This is a genomic window from Deltaproteobacteria bacterium (genome assembly GCA_022340465.1).
Classification (GTDB): domain Bacteria; phylum Desulfobacterota; class Desulfobacteria; order Desulfobacterales; family B30-G6; genus JAJDNW01.
On the sequence record JAJDNW010000006.1, the window covers coordinates 1 to 19,954 of the forward strand.

Below are 19,954 nucleotides of genomic sequence, written 5' to 3' on the forward strand. Positions count from 1 at the left end.
CCGGGCACGGATCACTGGTTTGCGCCCTGCTGGATGCCCGCAGAAAAGAGGTGTACTATCGTTTTTACCGTTCGCATGGTCGGGAAGCGGTCCCCATGTCCGACCACAGGGTAGGGGTGCCGGCTGCATTGGCTGAGGAGATTAAGGAGCCCTGCACCATGGTCGGCAACGGTGTCCTGCAGTACGAAGCGGTTCTCATGGAAAAGCTGGGTGAACATATGGTCAAGGCGCCTGCAAGCGCCCACACGATTCGGGGAGAAACCGTCGCCAGGCTGGCTCAGGCGGCATTTGCGGAAAATAATATGTCTCCCGGCGGGGTGCTGCAGCCTCTTTACATCCGGAAATCCGATGCAGAGATCAATGCCAGCCCAAAGACCGCCGGCAAACCGGCGGGGCGGCACGTTTACAGGAAAGATTGACATCCTTGAATAATCGTGTTAAAAAAGATAGTTTTAAAATATTTAATAAATCACTTGTAATTAAAGAAGCACGCCGTGGATTATAGAAAGGTAGAACCGTCGAGCCCGTATGCTTTCCCCATAGCCAGAGCGGGATTGCCGTTTATGGGGATAGCGGCCTTTGCAACGGCGGTGTTCGCCCTGTTGGGGATCACCGTACCGGCGCTGGTGGGACTGATAGCGACATTGTTCATCGGCTACTTTTTCAGGGACCCCGATCGGGTTGTTCCGGATGGGAAAGGGGCTGTCGTTTCGCCGGCGGACGGTAAGGTGGTCAAAGTGGAAACCGTCGAGAACGAGCGGTTTTGCGCGGGAAAATGCATGAAGATCAGTATTTTCATGTCGATTTTCAACGTGCATGTGAATCGGATTCCGTACAGCGGTGAGATTGTCAAGGTGGCCTATTTCCCGGGAAAATTTGTTTCCGCAAACCTGGACAAGGCTTCCGCTGAAAATGAGCACAACGCCCTTTTTCTGAAAACCGGCGAGGGAATAGAGATTTGTTTCGTGCAGATTGCCGGTCTGGTTGCCCGGCGCATTATCTGCCATGTTCAGGGAGGGGAAGCGGTGGTGCGGGGACAGCGTTTCGGGATGATCTGTTTCGGGTCGCGCCTGGACGTGTACCTGCCGCTGCAGACCACCATGTCGGTTAAGGTAGGAGACCGTGTAAGTGCTGGAACGACTGTTCTGGGAGAATTGCCATCATGAAAACAAGAAAAGGACTCAAGGGCGGGAATCTGCGCAGGGGCATCTTTCTACTGCCGAATCTGTTCACGTCAATGAACCTGTTTTGCGGGTTTTACGCGGTGATTGCCGCTATGGACGGAAAGTTTCTGGCGGCGGCCACATCGATTATCATCGCTTGCGTGTTCGACAATATGGATGGAAAAATCGCACGGGCAACCGGCACCACCAGCAGATTCGGCGTGGAATATGACTCGCTGGCGGACGTGATATCCTTTGGCGTCGCGCCGGGGGTGATGATGTACCTCTGGGCGCTGAAACCATTCGGCAGGATCGGTTGGTTGGCCGCTTTTCTGTTCATGGCTTGCGGCGCGCTGCGCCTGGCACGTTTCAACACCCAGGTGGGGACGGTGGACAGCGACTATTTCGTCGGTCTGCCCATTCCGGCGGGGGCCGGCATGAATGCGGCCACGGTAATGATTTTCTACAAGTTCAACATCACCGGAAATGCATATCCCGTTCTGATTCTCGCCATGCTGTACATCCTGTCGTTTTTGATGGTCAGTTCGATCAAGTACTACAGCTTCAAGAAAATGGAGCTGTTTCACAAGATGAATTTCAACGCCCTTGTGGCGGCGGTATTGATTATCATATTCGTCGCATCCCAACCTTCCATTGCCCTGTTCCTCAGCGGGGCTGCCTATGTCCTTTCGGGTCCCATTACTACATGGCGACATCACAAAAAAACAAAACGGAAAGAGGCTGAAAATCCAGAGGTGAGCGAGCAGCGTACGCATCTGATTTAATCCCCGGGTACTCATAATATCTGAAGCAGGCATTGTGGGCGTCGCCGGAGTGATTGCTATGCATGTTCCAGCATTGGTTGGATGAATAAAGAACGCGATTGTTGAAAAAAAGTGTTGAAAGCGGGCAGGCCCATTGTCCGCGCACAGAATTTTATCAGGAGAGTTGCATTGGAGAGAATACCGATTACCAGGGCCGGCTACGATGCGCTGAAGCGGGAGCTGGAGCATCTGAAAACAGTAGAAAGGCCCAACAACATTAAAGCGATCGAAGAAGCCCGGGCGCACGGGGATTTGAGCGAAAATGCCGAATTTCATGCCGCCAAGGAAAGGCAGAGTTTTATCGAGGGGCGCCTAAGCGAACTGGGCTACAAATTGGGTAACGCGGATATCATCGACACCGACAACGTTTCCAAAGACCGCCTCGTGTTCGGGTGCAATGCCGTCCTGGAAAATGTCGACACCGGGGAAAGTGTGGCGTATCAGCTTGTGGGGCCGGATGAATCCGATGTCGCCGCAGGGCGCATCTCGGTCACGTCGCCCCTGGGCAGGGCCATGATTGGAAAAGAGATCGGGGAAGAGGTGGTCGTGGCGGCTCCTGCCGGCAGACGCGTGTACGAAATCGTCGATATTCTATGATAGGAAAAAAGGGAAAACATTTTTTGTTTCTTGCAGCATAGAGGAGGAAAATAGTGGCACGGATTACCATTGAAGATTGCCTGGACAAGGTGGACAACCGTTTTCAGTTGGTCCACATGGCGGCCAAAAGGGTGCGGCAGATCAGGGAAGGATCTGAATATCTGGTGAGTTCCCCGAAAAATGAGGACATCGTGGTCGCCCTGAGGGAGATTGCCGCCGGCAAGGTTGTCGTCAGAAAAGACGGTGACGCACCGCAGGCACCGGAGGCCGCCGAAGCCCTGGAAGCACCGGTGGAAGCGCAGTCGCCCGGGGAACAGGAGGCTGCCGGGACGGAGGACCCGGGCGAGGAAGCATCCGCCGTGGAACAGGAAGCCGAAAAGGACGCTTGAGGTTTCGCCGATGCTGACCGATGCCCGGCGGCCGACGAAATCATACGTTTACAAAGCGATTAACCGGACGCTGGGAAAGGCACTTCACAGCTATGACATGATTACCGACGGCGACCGCATCGTCGTGGGGCTTTCCGGTGGCAAGGACAGCATGACCTTGATGTGGTTCCTCAAGGAACGCCTGGCAAGAGTCCCGGTCGCGTACGAACTCTACCCGGTTTATGTGGACCCTGGCTTCGAGGGCGGATGCGCAGAAGGTCTCCGGCGGTTTGCCCGCGAACAGGACCTTGACCTCAGGGTGGCGTACACGGATTACGGCCTTGTGGCGCACAGCAGTAAAAACCGTGAAAATCCCTGCTTTCTCTGCTCACGCCTGAGGCGCAAACGGCTGTTTGAGATCGCCGACGAACTGCATTGCAGCAAACTGGCCCTGGGGCACCACAAAGACGACATCATCGAAACGCTATTGATGAACATGTGCTACGCTGGTGAGATCAGCACCATGCAACCGTCCCAGTCTTTTTTTCAGGGTCGGTTTAGAATCATAAGACCGTTGGCTTACACCGATGAGGATTCTATCAGCCGCTTTGCCCGTTCCATGAACTTTCCCGAGTTTGTAAACCCCTGTCCCTCGTCGGAACGTTCCAGGCGGCGGGAAGTCAAAATGATGCTAAAAAAATTGTATCGCAGCAACAAGAAGATCCGGGGCAACCTGTTCAGGTCCATGAGCCACGTGCGGGATGACTATCTCTTGAAGTAGGGATTTACCTCTGCGGAGGTATTTTGACAAATTAGGTAATAGAACACTATGCAGGATGTACAGAAACAGCGGGACCACCGCAATTTGCCCATAGACAAGGTGGGCATCAAGAATCTAAGATACCCCATTACCGTGCGTGACAAGCGGGACGGGTTTCAACCTACGGTTGCCACCATCAATATGTATGTGAGCCTGCCGCACAAGGACAGGGGCACCCACATGAGTCGTTTTGTGGAGATGCTGAACCTGTTCCGGCCCGAGGTGTCCCTCAAAAAGTTTTCCGAGATCCTGGAGGGGATGAAAAGGCATCTCAATGCCGCTTCGGCGCACATCGACGTCACCTTTCCCTATTTCATCGAAAAGAAAGCGCCCGAGAGCCGGTCCACCGGTTTGATGGACTACACGTGCAGGATTATCGGCAACAGCAACCAGGCGGGGGAAATCGACCTGGTGTCCGAGGTGGTGGTGCCCATCACCTCGGTGTGCCCCTGTTCCAAGGAGATCAGTGAATTCGGCGCCCACAATCAGCGGGGGGAGGTCCGATTGAGCACCCGTTTCAACAAGTTCATCTGGATGGAGGACATGATCGAGCTGGTGGAAAGCACGGCGTCATGTGAGGTCTATTCCATCCTGAAGCGTGTCGATGAAAAACACGTTACCGAAAAAGCCTACAGCAACCCCAAATTTGTGGAGGACATTGTCCGGGACATCGCCCAGCAACTGAAAAAGGACGACAACATAACCTGGTTTTCGGTAAGCGCCGAGAACTTCGAATCCATCCACAACCACAGCGCCTATGCCCAGATTGTAAGTGATTGAAATCAATAGCTGACAGGCGCACCAACATATTTTCGATAGATTCTGCAAGGTAATTCTACTCCAAACGCTATTCGATTGCAGCCCGTTGGCTGTGATGAAAACAGGCGGGATCAACTGCCTATTGTTTCTTGTGTTGGACAAAGGTTGTATCGGAACATATATACGACAACCGGTATAAATGGAGGTCAACATGTCTTACAAAATGATCAGGTATGCTAAAAATGAGGCCGTCGCCACCGTGACCCTCAACCGCCCCGAAAAATACAACACCCTCAGGATGGAGATGATCGGTGAGATGGAAAGCGCGTTCCGGGAGGCCAATCAGGATGACGGGGTCAAGGTAATCGTCCTGGAGGGTGCCGGCGACAGTTTCTGCGGCGGTTTCGATTTTTCCGGAGGGTTGGAGCACTATGACCACATCCAGGAGGAGGGGTATGACCCCGGGATGGACATCAACTTCGTGACCAACCACTATCTCAGTTATGTCCCCGTGTTCATGGGGCTCTGGCGCGGTCTGAAGCCCACCATCGCCAAGGTGCACGGCTACTGTGTGGGCGGCGGGTCGGAGCTGGCCCTGTGCGCCGATCTGGTCATCGCTTCGGACGACGCACGCTTCGGGACGCCTTATTCCCGCGTTTGGGGGTGCCACCTGACCGGCATGTGGGTCTACCGTCTGGGCCTGGCCAAGGCCAAGTACTATGCCCTCACCGGTGAATGGATCAGCGGCAAGGAGGCGGCGGAAATCGAACTGATCAATTTCTCCTATCCCCTGGAGGAGCTGGATCAGAGGGTGGACGCACTGGCCCGCAAACTGAGCAACATTCCACTGACCCAGCTGATTTCGATGAAACTCATCGTCAACCAGGCTTACGACAACATGGGCCTGCAAAGTACGCAGACGCTGGGGCCGATATTGGACGGCGCCATGCGTAACACCCCCGAGGGCCGGCAGTTCGTCCGCGACGCCCTGCAGGGAGGGGTCAAGTCGGCCGTGGTCAAGCGAGACGGCCCCTTCAACGATTACAGTCAGGGGCCTTTGGAAGACCAGCCGCGACTGAAAAGTAAGTCAGGCTTGTGATCATATACAGCCCCAAGTCGAGCGTTTCAAATCAGGACAGCGTTTGGCCGTAAACCATTCCGTGTTGCGAATAGCGCATCGTGGCAAGCCATGTTACTCGGCAACGGTGTGCAGGTGCACGTCCTGCTGCGGATAGGGAATGCTGATGCCTTCCCTGTCAAAGGCTTTCTTGATATTTTCCGTGGCATCCATGTAAACACCCCAGTAATCTCCGACCTTGGTCCAGGGCCGCACCACGAAGTTGACGCTGCTGTCGGCAAGTTCGACAACGGCTATCTGAGTGGGTTTGTCCTTGAGGATGCGGTCGTCCCCGGCCAGTACATCTTGCATGACCGTGCGGGCCTTGTCGATGTCGTCGCCGTAGCCGATGCCGAAGACCATGTCCACCCGCCGGGTGCCTTTGACCGTCCAGTTGACGATGTTGTCGCCGGTGAGCTTGGCATTGGGGATGATGACGGTTTTGTTGTCCGGCGTCTGGAGCGTGGTGGTGAAGATCTGAATCTCCTCCACGGTGCCGGCCACGCCCGCCCCCTCGATGTAGTCACCCACATTGAAGGGTCTGAAAATGACCATCAGGAAGCCGGCGGCGAAATTGGAAAGACTGCCCTGCAGGGCCAGGCCGATGGCCAGGCCGGCGGCGCCCAGAATGGCGATAAACGAGGTGGTCTGGATGCCCAGTTGACCGAGAGCCGCGATGATGATGAAAGCCAGCAGGGTGATGTAGGCCATGTTGCAGGTAAACCCGACAATGATGGGATCCACGCCCCTCTTTTCCATTACCCGCCTGGCGAGGCTGCGAACGGCTTTGGCCACCCAGCGGCCCGCGATGAAAATGACCAGGGCGGCGATGATGTTGACGCCGTACAGGCTGACCATTTCCCAGATTTTGTCCATGTAAGGTTCAGTTCCCATGTTTGTTCCTCCCTTTCTTTAGAAAATTTGCTGAACGGCTAAAATTTTCATTGGTTGTGATGAGCTGGTATATAGTGGAGATGGTAACAAATATAAGGTGTATTACGGGAATTGCAACAGGTGGGGACATTGCGGCCGGCAGCGGCGGGGTGAAAGTGCCGGTGGGGTCCTTTTTTTCAAAGGGCTATATCAATCAGAAGTATTTCATAACAGGTATAACACAGGTCGGTAAAAGCAATGCGCCACTCGTGCCGTTATGGTGGCCGCTTGGCATAGAGCATTGCAGAAGGTTTGACAGCGGCGAAGCCGCGTTATCTAATAGATTGAGCCCGACCGCAGAGGCCGGGCTCAATGTATTAGTGCTGGTACAGGTGCACGTCGCGCTGGGGGAAGGGGATGTTCACGCCGCCGTCGTCAAAGGCTTTCTTGATGTTTTCGGTGGTGTCCATGTAGACGCCCCAATAGTCGTCGCATTTGACCCAGGGACGCACCACGAAGTTGACGCTGCTGTCGCCCAGTTCCGACACGGAGATCTGGGCGGCCGGGTCCGCCAGGATGCGGCTGTCCCTGCCCAGGACATCCTCGATGATCTTGCGGGCTTTGTCGATATCATCGCCGTAACCGATGCCGAAGACCAGGTCCACCCGCCGGGTGCCCTTGGCCGTCCAGTTGACAATGTTGTCCTCGGTGAGCTTGGCGTTGGGAACGATCACGGTTTTGTTGTCGAGGGTCACCAGGGAGGTGGTGAATATCTGAATTTTTTCCACCGTGCCTTCCTGGCCGGCACCCTGAATGTAGTCACCCACCTTGAAGGGCTTGAAAATGATCATGAGGAACCCGGCGGCGAAGTTGGAAAGACTGCCCTGCAGGGCCAGGCCGACGGCCAGGCCGGCGGCGCCCAGAATGGCGATGAAGGAGGTCGTTTGGATGCCCAGCTGGCCAAGAGCGGCCACGACCACAAAGGCCAGCAGGCCGATGTAGGCGATGTTGCTGGTGAAACCCACGAGGGTGGGATCGACTTGGGCCTTTTTCATCAAGCGTGTGATCAGTTTACGTACACCCTTGGCCACCCAGCGACCGACAACGAACACGACCAGAGCGGTAACGATGCTGACGCCGTACAGGCTGACCAGTTCCCATATTTTGTCTACGTATGCTTCCATTTTTTTCTCCTTATTGATGAACGTTTGCGTTTATGGCTGTTGTTTTTGTCCACCGAAAGAGATTCTCTATCACATATTAATCGATACGCACAAATAAATTCTAAAACGAACAACCTGGCAGATTCCCCCAGTGTTGGGATTCACTTTGAACTTGCAGTTACTGGCCCGTTTGCGTAGAATCGTTCCTCAACGAGTATGATGGGGAGGACACCATGGACAGAATCGGAAGCGAAACAGGCAAGCTGCGCTTTATCGTCATGCCGCTGCAGCCCGCGTCGGCGGAGCAATTCAACGGTGTCGGACTGTCGCTGCATTTTTTGTTGGGCAATACGGTTGTGCTGAACACCAACCTGAGAGAGTTCTGGTTCGGCTGGCGAACCAGGAAACTTTTTCCGGTCAAGGCGGATTTCCGGGCCTATTTGACCGGCAGCAACCGGCCGTTGGCCTTCAAACGGCTGAGTGAGGAGCAGAAGATCCGCTTCTGGCTTTACGGCAGGATCGATGGGAGCAAGGCGGTGCTGTCCATATACGACAGTGACACGGACAGCCATGCGGACAGCACCATCCCGTTTTCCGTCGACGACGGGTTGGTGGGATTCCGGGAAACGTTCATACAGCAGTTGGGAGGTTACGGCATTGCCTTTCCGCAGGAAATGCAGCCCAAGGCCCTGTGGCATGAAGCGATATCCCTGCAGGGCCTGGATGCGCTGGGGCGCGCCTTGGAGGCTTTCTACTATTATTCCGCCTACACGGACCGCAAAGACCGTATCGATGTGCGCCCTTTTGAACGGGCCGCGGCGCTGTCGCCGCAGGCCTACATGGTCCAGGACCTGCTGGGGTGGGCCCACTACCGCAACAAGGATTATCAGCCGGCCAGAACGGCATTTTTGAGGGCGGTCCTGGTGAACGCCGCCGGAACAGGGGCCATGTCGGGGCTTATGTGGTGCGGCATTTTCATGAAGCACAAGGAAGAAGCGCTGTACTGGGCATCGCGGGCCGCCGAGGTCCGCAACCAGGATATCGCCGAAGCCAGACAGAAGACGCTCAAGCGCTGGAAGAAATACAACGCCTGAATTTTCATACCTGGACGCGTTAAAGCATTTGCCATATATATGTTCCGTTTCAACATTGGATTGAAAAATAAACCCGCCACTTTCTTAAGGCATACGGAACTGTTCTGACAAAGACTATAGGCGGCTTCAGAATCATTCAGGGCACGCAATAACATACCGGAAAGGAGGGCAACCATGCCTTTAAGCGGGAAAAAAGTGATTATCCTGATCGAGGAGATGTTCAACGTTTTCGAATTCTGGTATCCCTACTATCGCCTCAAGGAAGCCGGAGCCGAGGTGACTGTCGTGGGGTCCGGGCGAACGGATGTGTTCAACGGCAAGCCTGGAACCGAGGTCAAGGCGGACATGGCTGCCGACCAGGTGTCGGTTGACGGTTTCGACGGTGTGGTGATCCCCGGTGGGTACGCACCGGACATGATGCGGCGCTATCCGGCCATGGTCGGGCTGGTGAAACAGATGTTCGACAGCGGAAAACTGGTGGCGGCCATCTGCCATGCCGGTTGGGTCCTGGCCTCTGCCGGTGTTCTCCCGGGAAAGAAGATGACCTCGTTTTTTGCTATCAAGGATGACATGGTCAATGCCGGGGCGGACTGGGTCGACCGGGAGGTTGTGGTGGACGGCAACCTGATTACCAGCCGGAAACCGGACGATTTGCCGGGCTTCATGCAGGCCATCATCGCATTCTTAGGGTAGGGCGCTGACATGCGTGCGGTCGTACAGCGGGTGAGCGCGAGCTCGGTGACGGTTGAAGGCCGTGTGATCGGGGAAATTGGGGCGGGCCTTCTGGTGTTTCTGGGGGTGGCCCGGGACGACGAGGTATCCGCTGCCGATTACCTGGCCGAAAAGATCGTCAACCTGCGGATTTTCGAGGACGTTGACCGTAAAATGAACCGTTCCCTGCTGGACATCCGGGGGGAAATGCTGGTGGTGTCCCAATTTACCCTGCTGGGAGACTGCCGCAAGGGCCGGCGGCCCTCTTTTATCCGGGCGGCGGCACCGGAGACGGCGGAGCACCTCTACCGGTATTTTGTCGAACGGGTCCGCGGCAAGGGAGTGCGGGTGGCAACCGGCCGGTTCCAGGCCATGATGGCCGTGTCCCTGGTCAACGACGGCCCGGTGACCCTGGTCCTCGAGTCCCCCGCCGGGACGGCCGCGTGAGCCGGGCCTTTTCGTACACGGATAGGCGTATGGGGTGCCGTTTAAGGCTGGGGGCGGTCTTTTTTTTCTTTATCTGCAATTGTCTGGCATGGGCGCCCGCAGCCGTCTGCATGGCGGGCTCCGATCCGTCTGCATTCGACTTTTCGAGTCTGGCGACCATGCTCGGCGCCAGGGATGCCGTCATGGTGGCGGCGCCGGACGGGAGGGTTTTGCTGGCCCACAATCCCGACCTCGAGTTGATACCGGCATCGACCCTGAAACTCCTTACCTCCCTGGCGGCGTTGCATTATCTGACACCGGATTTCAGGTTTACGACCGCTTTCTACCTGGGGAAAGACGACGGCCTGAAGATCGAGGGGCGCGGCGACCCCCTGCTGATTTCCGAAGTGGTGCGGGAGATTGCGGCCTTACTGGCAAAAGAGCTGGCAGCCTCCGGGGCGCGGCCGAGGCGTCTCGTTTTGGACAACACCTTTTTCCGGACCCCCGTCATCATTCCCGGCGTTTCCGGGTCGTCCGAACCGTATGACGCCCCTAACGGGGCACTGTGCGTCAACTTCAACACCATCAACTTCAAAAAGGAGCGGGGCGCTTTTGTGAGCGCCGAACCGCAGACGCCGCTTCTGCCGTCAGTGCTGCCCAGGGTAAAAGCCTCCGGCCTCCGGCAGGGGCGCATCACCCTTTCCCACAATCAGGACGAAATCACGCGTTACGCCGGCCACCTGTTCAACTATTTTTTTAAGGCGGAGGGCCTTCCCATTGCCGGCGGCACAACCATCGGCAAAGTAACGTCACCGGATCGTCTCCTGCTCTCTTATCGCTCCCGGTTTTCGCTGGAACAGCTTGTTGCCAAGATGCTCGCCTACTCCAACAACTTCATGGCCAACCAGGTGTTTCTCTACCTGGGGGCGGCGGAATACGGTGCTCCCGGAACGCTGGAAAAAGGGGCCATGGCGGTTGTCGCCTATGCCCGCAACGAACTTGGCCTGGAACGCTTCACCGTGAGGGAAGGGTCGGGGATTTCGCGCCTGAATCGGCTGACCGCCGGAGAGATGATGACGGTTTTGAAGGCCTTCGAGCCCTATCACGGCCTCATGAGAAACGAGGGCCGGCATTTTTTCAAAACCGGCCACCTCAGGGGCATCCGCACCCAGGTCGGCTACTATGAAATTCCGGCAAGGGGCCGCTACCGGTATGTCGTTTTCCTGAACACGCCGGGGAAGTCGATGCTTCCAATTGAACGGCGTCTCCTGAAGATCCTCGAGAGCAACCCTTGATGTTCTGCTGCATAAGGCCCTGAAACAGTACCAGCGGGGCCTCGATCATGCCCAGGCCGCCTGGCCCTGGCAGGTGATAAGGACCGGCTTGAGATCGAATCGCTTATATGGGCGTTGGAACGGGTCATCGAGGAGTAACCCCCGACGTAGAGGTGAAATTCGCGAGTATGGGTACACGGTCGGTACGCAATTGGGTCGTTTTATGATATGGGAGGGCAATATCATAAAATGGTTTTATTTTAAAAGGAGGTTCAATTGAGATTAATTACCATCGATGCGGAAAAGTGTAAACGGGACGCGCTGTGCGTGCGCGAGTGTCCTACGGCGATCATCAAGCTCAAGGACAAAGAGAGCCTGCCTCAAGTGGTGAAAGGGGGAGAGGATTTCTGCCTGCGCTGCGGGCACTGTGTGGCGGTTTGCCCCCATGGTGCGCTCGATCACGTCGACGTTCCTCTGGCAGCCTGCCCCTCTATCGAAAAGGCAGCGCCCCTCACTCCGGAACAGGTGGTGCCGTTTCTGCGGTCGCGGCGCTCCGTGCGTTTTTTCAAGGACCGTGCGGTGGAGCCGGAAATCCTGCGGCAGGTGATCGAGGCCGCCCGCTATGCACCCACCGGCAGCAACAGCCAATTGGTGGAATACACGGTATTTACGGACAAGGAAAAGATTAACCAGCTGGCCGGGCTGACCGTCGACTGGATGAAGTACATGCAGAAAAAATATCCGGGGGAGCCCACTGCCGCCTATATGCCCATGATCATAGCCGCCTGGAAGATGGGGTTCGATTCGGTCCTGCGGAGCGCCCCGGGCTTGATCGTGGCTTCCGCCCCCAGGGAATACAAGAACGGCATGGTGGACATCAGCATCGCCCTGGCCTACCTTGAATTAGCCGCCATGCCCCTGGGGCTGGGCACCTGCTGGGCCGGGCTGCTCCAGGGGGCCATGCTTTCATGGGACCCGCTCAAGGAGGCTGTCGGCCTGCCCGAAGGCCACGGGCACCACTACCCCATGATGATCGGGTATGCCAAACCGAAATACTATCGTCTGCCTGAAAGGAAGCCGCCAAAAATTTATTTCAAAGGAGGCAAGCCGGCATGATGATAAAACAGGTCGCCGTAATCGGTATGGGCACCATGGGTAGCCAGATTGGGATTACCTGCGCCGGAGGCGGATTCGATACCATCATGGTGGACACGACCGCCGCCAATATAGAGCGGGGCATGGGCGTTGTTCGCGCTTTTCTGGCCGGGCAGGAGAAAAAAGGAAACCCATTTTCAAACCGTAAGGCCGCCGCACTGCAGAGATATTCCTATGTTGAGCATTGCAACGGTTAAGAATGAATGGAGAAAAGGACACATGAACGCGAAGACATATGGATGGATGGGAAAGATTGCGAGGATCGACCTCGGCCGTTCGGCGGTCACGGAAATCGAGACGAAGGACTATGCCGAGCGGTTTCTAGGCGGGCGGGGCATCGCCACGCAGCTGTACTGGGAAAGCAACGCCTCGGAAGTGGACGCCTTCGACCCTGACAATCCCTTGATCCTGGTGGCAGGTGCCCTGGTCGCCACCGGCGCACAGGGCGCGACGCGCATGAGCGTGGTCGGCAAGTCCCCCATGCTGATGCCCGAGGGGTTCTGCTACGGTAACGTAGGCGGTTTTTTCCCGGCCTACCTCAAGCGGGCCGGGTATGACGGTATTGTTGTCACCGGGCGGGCCGCAACACCCACCTACATTTTTGTCCATGACGGCGGCGTGGATCTGCTGGAGGCCGCTTCTTTGTGGGGTAAGGGAACCTATGCGGTTCAGAAGCGCCTCAAGGACACCCATGGAAAAAACGTTCGTTTTATTGCCACCGGGCCCGCAGGTGAAAACAGGTGCCGCAATGCGACCATCATCACCGATCACGAAGGCAGCGCCACAGGCGGTTTCGGCGCGGTTATGGGATCGAAAAACCTGAAGGCCATTGCGGTCAGCGGCACGGGAAAACCGCTGGTAGCCGACAGGGAAGCTTTGAACGGGCTCAACAGGCATATCATCCATATCAGCAAACGCGGAACCCTGCGCATGCCGGTTCCCAAAAAGCAGATGCAGTTCGTAAAAACAGCGTCCTGCTACCAGTGTGCCATGGAGTGCGGGCGGGGGCTTTACCGAACGCCGGCCGGGAGGGAAGAGGTCAGGAAGTGCCAGGCCATGACCGTATACATGCCGTATGCGGCCATGCGATCCGAAGAAGGTATCGACACGGCCCTGGATGCAACCCGGCTGTGCAACGACTATTCCATCTGCTCTATGGAAGTTCAGAACATCCTTCTCTGGATGGGCGCCGCCTATCAGGACGGATTCATTTCGGACAAGGACACCGGGCTGGAATTCGCATCCTTGGGCTCGGCCTCGTTTTTCGAACGACTGGTGACCATGATCTCCCGGCGTCAAGGGTTCGGCGATATCCTGGCCGAGGGGATTCTGCGCGCCGGAGAAGCCCTCGGGGAACAGGCCAAAACCTATTTCAGCGGATTCAACAATGCCGTGGGTCTCGACGGCGTCTACGCGCCCCGCGAGTATTCGATCACGACGCTGCTTTACGGACTGGAACCCAGGCAGCCCATAGCCATGCTGCACGATGTCAGCCACCTGATCGCACGCTGGCTGCTGCACCTGATCAGGCCCGACCTGTCGCCTACCTCGGCGCAGGTTTTCCGTGCGGCGGCCGAGAAATTTTGGGGGCATGCAAAGGCCTGGGACATGACCACGCTGGAGGGGAAGGCCGTGGCAACGGTCAGGATACAGGATCATACCTATGTGAAGGACAGCCTGGGCCTGTGTGATTTCGGATGGCCCATCATGGATTCCTTCAATACCGGGGACAAGACCGGCGACCCGACGCTCGAAAGGCGGCTTTTTTCGGCGGTTACCGGCATCGCCACGGATCAGGAGACGCTCGATCGTTACGGTGAACGGATTTTCAACCTTCAGCGGGCCGTCCTGCTGCGCGAAGGCTGGAAGGCGCTGGAGGATGATCGCCCCAAGGACTTCAATTTTACGGAGCCGCTTGCCTGGGATCCGCTAAACCCGAAACTGATCGTTCCCGGACCGACGGAAGAGCCGGTGTCCGTGAAAGGCAACACGCTGGATCGGGCAGAGTTCGAAGCGATGCGCAAAACGTTTTACGGGCTCAGGGGCTGGGACGAATCCACGGGCCTCCAGAAAAGGAGCCGGTTGGAGTCGCTGGACTTGTCGTCCGTGGCCGAGCATCTAGACAACCGGTGTCTGCTGGCCGGTTGAGGTTTCCCCAAGGTTGCAGCGATGAGGTCAACGTATTCTTTTTTTATGCCGGAGGACTGCGGCCAGCAGTCTTTGGTCCCGGTTTGATATCTGGAGTTGAACCGAAAATATGGAACAAGAAGAATCTAAAAATGAAGAAGCTCACTCCAAAATCGACCGCCGAATGGCCCGACTGTCATTAGCTGCGTTGGGCGTGGTCTTCGGAGATATCGCCACCAGCCCGATATATGCCATCAGAGAGTGTTTTCATGGTGAATACGGTATATCCGTGAGCAATGCGAATGTTCTTGGAATCCTCTCTTTGATGTTCTGGGCCCTCGTCATGATCGTGGGTTTCAAGTACATGGTATTTGTTTTTCGTGCGAACAACCAAGGTGAAGGCGGTATCATCGCTCTGACTGCCCTGATCCACGGACAAAGAGCAGCTTCTCGAAGTCGGCATCCTTTGGGTGCAGTGGCTTTGGGACTTTTTGCCGCCTGCCTGCTGTACGGGGATGGAATGATCACTCCGGCTATCTCCGTATTAAGCGCCGTTGAAGGCATCGGAATTATTACTTCTGTGTTTGACCCCTATGTGATCCCGTTGACAATTGTCATTCTCTGCGGCCTGTTTCTGATCCAACGCCACGGGACTGCGCGGGTAGGCGGTCTTTTCGGTCCAGTAATTCTGATTTGGCTGTGCTTTCTGGCCCTGACCGGGGTGTTTCAGATCGGGAAAGCACCACAAGTATTATTGGCTATTTTCCCCTGGCATGCTGTTCGATTTCTGGTATTCAACAAACTGCACGGGTTTGTGGTGTTGGGGGCGGTTTTTTTGGTCGTAACCGGAACCGAAGCGCTATATGCGGATATGGGCCACTTTGGCACTCGGCCAATTCGGCTGACATGGTTTGTTCTTGTTTTTCCCGCTCTGGTTTTGAATTATTTCGGGCAGGGGGCGCTGTTGCTGGGTCATCCCGAAGTAGCGGCTCATCCGTTTTACGCTATGATTCCTTCATGGGCCATGATTCCAACGGTGTTATTAGCCACGCTGGCCACCATAATTGCATCTCAAGCTGTTATCAGCGGTGCCTTTTCCCTAACCCGCCAAGCGATCCAACTGGGATACCTGCCGCGCTTGAACATCAGACATACCTCAGCAACTCAAATTGGACAGATATACGTGGCCCCTGTAAATTGGATGCTCATGATCTCTACCGTCGCGTTGGTCACAGGCTTTCAATCCTCTAGCAAACTCGCCGCCGCCTACGGGGTGGCAGTCACATCCACTATGCTCATTACCACGACGCTTTTTTTTATTGTGGCTTACAGACAATGGAAGTGGCCTCTGGTTTGGACGGTTCCGCTGACTGCTCTCTTTTTCATAGTGGATGTCCCGTTTTTTGTCGCTAATCTCAGCAAAATCCTTCACGGAGCCTGGTTTCCGTTAGTTATCGGCGCGGCCTTTTTCACACTGATGCTCACTTGGTCTAAAGGACGTCGCATCCTGGCAAGAAAGTTGCGCGAGATCATGCCACCGATTCATCAATTCATCGTCGATCTGGCAAGCCTTCCACCAAAAAAAATTGTTGGGGATGCCGTCTTTTTAGCCGGCAGTCCCAGTGCCACACCTGTTGCCCTGGCAAAGAACGTCAAGCACAACAAGGTCGTGCACAGTCGAACGATTTTACTTCATTTTCGGGTGGAAAATGTTCCACGGGTTCCTAGTTTTGAAAAAATCCAGACTGAAAAATTGAGCGTAGGATTTCATCGCATTGTGGCCCGTTATGGATTCATGGAAGATCCGAATTTGGACAGTGTGCTTAGCTTGGCACGAGAGCAGGGTTTAGATCTAAATCTGGAAACCACGAGTTTTTACATCGGCCGTGAAAAACTGATCATTGCGGATACATCCGCCATGGCTCACTGGCGTGCATCTCTTTTTATTTTTATGTCCCGCAATGCCGCTGATGCCACCTCATTTTTCAGTATTCCAGAAGACCACGTGATTGAGGTTGGCGCTCAGCTGGAGATATGACACATGCCTGTTATCATCAATGGCGGCAGTCCTCTATTTGCGATATCTTATTCTTAAACCTCCCACCAAGAGTCATAAACGAAATGATACTTTCCCCAGGGGGAATGTGTCTAGCTCCTCTACTGCGTTTCTGCTGCGGCACGAAACGAGGATTTCACCCCCAGCGGCCACCAGGTCCGTGATGTTTTGCAGCACTCGGACCCTGCTCGAGCCCGTTAGAATCTGGATTGTGTTGCACTAAACATATCAACTTGAAGAGCCTCCCTCACCCGAGCCCACATTGATCGGCTTGTTCTCTTCCACACGGTCTACTGGTAAACCTGAAAATTCGCTGTCAACGCGAACGATTGGGTTCGGAGCAGTCCGAATGGTCAGTTGAAATGCATCGGGCCTGGCATAATGGCCGGCTACATCCAAATTCCACTTCGTGCCCCGGATATTGTTTAAATCCACATCGGCATATAAAATTCCTTCCTCTTTGCTCAATGGGCCGGCCAGAATATTTCCTTCAGGATCGGCAATCATGCTGTTGCCCGTGTTTATCCAGTCACCGGCTTCTTTGTAGTATGGCTCGAGTTGTGGCATGCGCTCGAGGATATCTCTTTTTTTTAGAACCATACAACATCCGACAACATAAACCCGGCCTTCCCTTCCAATGTGGCGAAGCGTGGATTGCCAAGCCTCCCCTTCATCGTATGTTGGTGCCACGTAGAGTTCAATACCCCTACCGTAGAGGCTGTATCGGACTAAAGGCATGTAGTTCTCGTGGCAAATCAGCCCTCCTATTTTGCCAATATTTGTATCATATACATCGAGAGTACTTGGATCTCCATATGCCCAAACGGTTCGCTCGGACACCGTAGGTACGAGTTTCTGATGGTAACCTATAATATTTCCATCCGGTCCAATTAGGATATTCGTATTGAACAAACTTCCTCTGCTCGCACTCTCATTTCGTTCATTAACACCGATGGACAAGTATATCCCTGCCTCTTTCGCGGCCTGGCCCAACCTGTCTGTTGTCGGGCCCGGTATGGTGACGGCCTGATCTACAAGCTCTCCATAAAGCTGCTGATTTAATACGATCTGGCCGGCTGGAACAAGCCATATCCAGTCAGGGTAGGTTGGGATGAAAACTTCGGGGAAAACAGCTAACTTGGCACCATTATCACCGATTTCCTTAATCAGAGAACACGCCTTGGCAACGGTTGCATCGCGATCCATGAATACTGGAGATGCTTGCACGGCTGCAATCCTAAATGATTTTTTTTCCATGTCATTGTCCTTTGAAGATCAGCGCATGACGCACTGTACGGTTGTATTTAACGATATTGTATATATCAATCCCGGTTCCATGGGCAACCAACAAATAAAAAGGCCGGCTTGCCTAACGAATGGCAACCCGGCTTTCTATTTAAGAACCGTGGCTTTCCGTCCCTGTTTCACAGCAGGTTTGGTTTTTTCATTTCATTCTTATCAATATATATCTTAATTTTTGACACAATGTGGTATTTGTCAAATCTAATTTCGACTCTCAAGCAGCTAATAGTGATATGTTTATCATCTTGCGGTGTAGGCAGTTTAGTCATTTGGGCAATTTTATTTTCTAAGCCAATTGCAGATATGAAAAGTTGGAAAATAAAAAATGCAGGGCCGGATTGACAGCCCTGCATTTTTCATTACTTCAAAAAGAAACTCTCAACCTGTTTGTCCTTACTGGCGGCTCGCGTTTGATTGCATCTCCATCAAAACGTTGTCTATACTCAGAGAGCTTCCTTTCGTTGGCGGAAACTCCTTGAAACTCTCAAGAAATTTCGCCACATACGCCTGGGCGGGAACAAACAAAAACATGGTTTCAGCATAAAAATTACGAAGGTACATGGATGAATCCATTCCCACCTCGTAAGGATCCATCCTCAAATTAACGATAATCGGCCAACTTGGTGTTTTGCGATATGCTTCATTAATGGATCCTTCCATGATGGTGAAGTGTGCCTTCCAGTCATTGTAGCGTACTGCATTCAGATGGCCCCCTGCATCAAAGTAGAAAATTTCTTTTCTTTTTCCAGAACCTTTACCAGTGAGAAGGTCCATCTGATTGTACCCATCAAGATGCACCTTGAAATTCTTGCCGGCAGCCTGATGTCCCTTAAGCAACTTTTCTTTGATATCCGGTTCGCCGGCAGCAGCCAAAAGGGTGGGCATCCAGTCTTCATGGGAAAAAATGTCATTGATAACGGTACCTGGTTTTATGTGACCGGGCCACCTGACCATCTCTGGTACGCGAAAGCCGCCTTCCCAGGTCGTACCTTTCTCACCGCGAAACGGTGTCGTGCCTCCATCAGGCCAGGTAAACTTCTCCGCGCCATTGTCGGTGCTGAATATAACGATGGTGTTGTCGGCAATGCCCAGTTCCTCCAACTTGTCCAGAAGTGCGCCGACACTGTCGTCAAGCTCCATCATACCGTCGGCATAGAGACCATAACCGGACTTATTTTTGTATTTGTCACTCAAATGAGTCCAGACGTGCATACGCGTTGTGTTATGCCAGACAAAGAAGGGTTTGCCGGCCTTATGGGCTCTCTCAATGAAATCAAGGCTGGCATTGAGAAACTCGGTATCAGCTGTTTCCATCCTTTTTGAAGTCAAAGGGCCGGTATCTTCGATCTTACCATCAGCAGTGGCGTGTATCACACCCCTGGGGCCAAACTTTTTATGGAACGCTGGATCGTTAGGGTAAAACTGACTCTCCGGTTCTTCTTCAGCATTGAGGTGGTAAAGATTGCCAAAAAATTCGTCGAAACCATGTTTGGTGGGCAGGTGCTCATCCCGGTCGCCAAGGTGGTTCTTTCCGAATTGCCCGCTCATATAACCATGGTTTTTTAACAGTTCCGCTATGGTCGGGTCCTTATCCTGAATACCTTGCTTGGCACCCGGCATACCGATGGTTAACAAACCTGTGCGGAACGGATGCTGGCCAAGAATGAAGGAAGCACGCCCGGCGGTACAGCTTTGCTGTGCATAAGCATCGGTGAAGATAGCCCCTTCATTTGCGATTCGATCAATATTTGGAGTTCTCCCCCCCATCAAGCCGTTGTGGTAGGCGCTGATGTTCATTACGCCGACATCATCGCCCCAGATTACCAGAATGTTGGGTGTGTCTGTTGCCGCCGCCATGCCGTTGGTGAAGGTCAGCAAGATAGCTGCGGCAGCTATGAGCATCAAAAATAATAGTTTTCCTTTAATCATCATGAGTCTCCTTTTTTTGTGGTTAGGGATGGATCAATAAATTTTTGAAGGCCGGTTAAAACCGAGTAATTTTTCCTGATTTTCCTTCTCAAAAATCAGGAAAATAAAAATAACTCTCTGCGTTCTCAGCGTACTCGAGCGCAAGCGGGCGAAAGAAAATGGTTCTTTTACCCACACGCAAAGCACAGCTTGGGCC

Annotated in this window: 19 protein-coding genes, 1 pseudogene and 1 riboswitch; of the genes and pseudogenes, 16 read left to right on the top strand and 4 right to left on the bottom strand. The window is 54.2% G+C overall.

Translation table 11 applies throughout. From position 1 onward, the window contains the following. From LJE94_00855 to LJE94_00890, 8 genes and pseudogenes are all read left to right on the top strand, one after another. Positions 1–419: hypothetical protein (locus LJE94_00855; protein MCG6908654.1), on the top strand; the 419-nt coding region annotated here is incomplete at its 5' end. A gap of 75 nt (positions 420–494) precedes the next feature. Beyond that, the gene (locus tag LJE94_00860; protein MCG6908655.1) at positions 495–1,166 is read left to right on the top strand and encodes a phosphatidylserine decarboxylase family protein; all 672 of its coding nucleotides are present in this window, start codon (positions 495–497) and stop codon (positions 1,164–1,166) included. Continuing rightward, positions 1,163–1,948 carry a CDP-diacylglycerol--serine O-phosphatidyltransferase gene (gene pssA, locus LJE94_00865; GenBank protein ID MCG6908656.1) on the top strand — a complete coding sequence of 262 codons (786 nt, stop codon included), beginning with the start codon at positions 1,163–1,165 and terminating at the stop codon, positions 1,946–1,948. The genes LJE94_00860 and pssA overlap by 4 nt, the downstream gene beginning before the upstream one ends. Positions 1,949–2,116: 168 nt before the next feature. Next, the gene (greA, locus tag LJE94_00870) at positions 2,117–2,584 is read left to right on the top strand and encodes a transcription elongation factor GreA (protein ID MCG6908657.1); all 468 of its coding nucleotides are present in this window, start codon (positions 2,117–2,119) and stop codon (positions 2,582–2,584) included. Positions 2,585–2,637: 53 nt separating this feature from the next. Next, a pseudogene (gene rpoZ, locus LJE94_00875) lies at positions 2,638–2,814 on the top strand (DNA-directed RNA polymerase subunit omega). 169 nt (positions 2,815–2,983) lie between these two features. Beyond that, a complete protein-coding gene (locus tag LJE94_00880) occupies positions 2,984–3,733 on the top strand; it encodes a tRNA 2-thiocytidine(32) synthetase TtcA (protein MCG6908658.1) in 750 nt (249 codons plus the stop codon). A 48-nt stretch (positions 3,734–3,781) separates the two neighbouring features. Beyond that, on the top strand, positions 3,782–4,552 hold the full coding sequence (folE2, locus tag LJE94_00885) for a GTP cyclohydrolase FolE2 (protein ID MCG6908659.1): 771 nt from the start codon (positions 3,782–3,784) through the stop codon (positions 4,550–4,552). A gap of 190 nt (positions 4,553–4,742) precedes the next feature. Then, on the top strand, positions 4,743–5,630 hold the full coding sequence (locus LJE94_00890; protein ID MCG6908660.1) for a crotonase/enoyl-CoA hydratase family protein: 888 nt from the start codon (positions 4,743–4,745) through the stop codon (positions 5,628–5,630). A gap of 93 nt (positions 5,631–5,723) precedes the next feature. Here LJE94_00890 and LJE94_00895 read toward each other — a convergent pair whose 3' ends face one another. Together LJE94_00895 and LJE94_00900 are read right to left on the bottom strand one after the other, a co-directional pair. Continuing rightward, positions 5,724–6,542: a mechanosensitive ion channel gene (locus LJE94_00895; GenBank protein MCG6908661.1), complete on the bottom strand. Its 819-nt coding sequence runs from the start codon at positions 6,540–6,542 to the stop codon at positions 5,724–5,726. A gap of 356 nt (positions 6,543–6,898) precedes the next feature. Further along, entirely contained in the window at positions 6,899–7,705 is an 807-nt protein-coding gene (locus LJE94_00900) for a mechanosensitive ion channel (protein MCG6908662.1), read from the bottom strand. Positions 7,706–7,917: 212 nt separating this feature from the next. Here LJE94_00900 and LJE94_00905 point away from each other — a divergent pair, with 212 nt between their 5' ends. The 8 genes from LJE94_00905 (at position 7,918) to LJE94_00940 (ending at position 16,509) form a co-directional block, all read left to right on the top strand. After that, on the top strand, positions 7,918–8,778 hold the full coding sequence (locus LJE94_00905) for a hypothetical protein (protein MCG6908663.1): 861 nt from the start codon (positions 7,918–7,920) through the stop codon (positions 8,776–8,778). 174 nt (positions 8,779–8,952) lie between these two features. Then, a complete protein-coding gene (locus LJE94_00910; protein MCG6908664.1) occupies positions 8,953–9,471 on the top strand; it encodes a type 1 glutamine amidotransferase in 519 nt (172 codons plus the stop codon). Between the two features lie 9 nt (positions 9,472–9,480). Next, the gene (dtd, locus tag LJE94_00915) at positions 9,481–9,936 is read left to right on the top strand and encodes a D-tyrosyl-tRNA(Tyr) deacylase (protein MCG6908665.1); all 456 of its coding nucleotides are present in this window, start codon (positions 9,481–9,483) and stop codon (positions 9,934–9,936) included. A 29-nt stretch (positions 9,937–9,965) separates the two neighbouring features. Continuing rightward, complete coding sequence (locus LJE94_00920) at positions 9,966–11,210, top strand: D-alanyl-D-alanine carboxypeptidase (GenBank protein MCG6908666.1); 1,245 nt, start codon at positions 9,966–9,968, stop codon at positions 11,208–11,210. Between the two features lie 255 nt (positions 11,211–11,465). Then, the gene (locus LJE94_00925) at positions 11,466–12,305 is read left to right on the top strand and encodes a nitroreductase family protein (protein ID MCG6908667.1); all 840 of its coding nucleotides are present in this window, start codon (positions 11,466–11,468) and stop codon (positions 12,303–12,305) included. Continuing rightward, entirely contained in the window at positions 12,302–12,541 is a 240-nt protein-coding gene (locus LJE94_00930) for a hypothetical protein (protein ID MCG6908668.1), read from the top strand. Before LJE94_00925 ends, LJE94_00930 begins: the two co-directional genes overlap by 4 nt. A 22-nt stretch (positions 12,542–12,563) precedes the next feature. Continuing rightward, a complete protein-coding gene (locus LJE94_00935; protein MCG6908669.1) occupies positions 12,564–14,492 on the top strand; it encodes a hypothetical protein in 1,929 nt (642 codons plus the stop codon). Between the two features lie 109 nt (positions 14,493–14,601). Continuing rightward, positions 14,602–16,509, top strand: a complete 1,908-nt coding sequence (locus LJE94_00940) for a potassium transporter Kup (protein MCG6908670.1) — start codon at positions 14,602–14,604, stop codon at positions 16,507–16,509. Positions 16,510–16,755: 246 nt separating this feature from the next. Here the strand turns inward: LJE94_00940 and LJE94_00945 are convergent, their stop codons facing one another. Together LJE94_00945 and LJE94_00950 are read right to left on the bottom strand one after the other, a co-directional pair. Further along, the gene (locus LJE94_00945; protein ID MCG6908671.1) at positions 16,756–17,784 is read right to left on the bottom strand and encodes a carbon-nitrogen hydrolase family protein; all 1,029 of its coding nucleotides are present in this window, start codon (positions 17,782–17,784) and stop codon (positions 16,756–16,758) included. 118 nt (positions 17,785–17,902) lie between these two features. Beyond that, positions 17,903–17,977: riboswitch (cyclic di-GMP riboswitch) on the bottom strand. 245 nt (positions 17,978–18,222) lie between these two features. Continuing rightward, complete coding sequence (locus LJE94_00950) at positions 18,223–19,686, bottom strand: arylsulfatase (GenBank protein ID MCG6908672.1); 1,464 nt, start codon at positions 19,684–19,686, stop codon at positions 18,223–18,225. Between the last annotated feature and the right edge of the window lie 268 nt (positions 19,687–19,954).

What these genes read in the sequence shown, in the direction of transcription:
- LJE94_00890 (MCG6908660.1), top strand. Translation starts at nt 4,743, where the DNA reads ATGTCTTACAAAATGATCAGGTATGCTAAAAATGAGGCCGTCGCCACC.
- LJE94_00950 (MCG6908672.1), bottom strand. Translation starts at nt 19,686, where the DNA reads ATGGCGGCGGCAACAGACACACCCAACATTCTGGTAATCTGGGGCGAT.
- LJE94_00905 (MCG6908663.1), top strand. Translation starts at nt 7,918, where the DNA reads ATGGACAGAATCGGAAGCGAAACAGGCAAGCTGCGCTTTATCGTCATG.
- folE2 (MCG6908659.1), top strand. Translation starts at nt 3,782, where the DNA reads ATGCAGGATGTACAGAAACAGCGGGACCACCGCAATTTGCCCATAGAC.
- LJE94_00930 (MCG6908668.1), top strand. Translation starts at nt 12,302, where the DNA reads ATGATGATAAAACAGGTCGCCGTAATCGGTATGGGCACCATGGGTAGC.
- LJE94_00900 (MCG6908662.1), bottom strand. Translation starts at nt 7,705, where the DNA reads ATGGAAGCATACGTAGACAAAATATGGGAACTGGTCAGCCTGTACGGC.
- dtd (MCG6908665.1), top strand. Translation starts at nt 9,481, where the DNA reads ATGCGTGCGGTCGTACAGCGGGTGAGCGCGAGCTCGGTGACGGTTGAA.
- LJE94_00880 (MCG6908658.1), top strand. Translation starts at nt 2,984, where the DNA reads ATGCTGACCGATGCCCGGCGGCCGACGAAATCATACGTTTACAAAGCG.
- pssA (MCG6908656.1), top strand. Translation starts at nt 1,163, where the DNA reads ATGAAAACAAGAAAAGGACTCAAGGGCGGGAATCTGCGCAGGGGCATC.
- LJE94_00940 (MCG6908670.1), top strand. Translation starts at nt 14,602, where the DNA reads ATGGAACAAGAAGAATCTAAAAATGAAGAAGCTCACTCCAAAATCGAC.
- LJE94_00895 (MCG6908661.1), bottom strand. Translation starts at nt 6,542, where the DNA reads ATGGGAACTGAACCTTACATGGACAAAATCTGGGAAATGGTCAGCCTG.
- LJE94_00920 (MCG6908666.1), top strand. Translation starts at nt 9,966, where the DNA reads ATGGGGTGCCGTTTAAGGCTGGGGGCGGTCTTTTTTTTCTTTATCTGC.
- LJE94_00945 (MCG6908671.1), bottom strand. Translation starts at nt 17,784, where the DNA reads ATGGAAAAAAAATCATTTAGGATTGCAGCCGTGCAAGCATCTCCAGTA.
- LJE94_00910 (MCG6908664.1), top strand. Translation starts at nt 8,953, where the DNA reads ATGCCTTTAAGCGGGAAAAAAGTGATTATCCTGATCGAGGAGATGTTC.
- LJE94_00935 (MCG6908669.1), top strand. Translation starts at nt 12,564, where the DNA reads ATGAACGCGAAGACATATGGATGGATGGGAAAGATTGCGAGGATCGAC.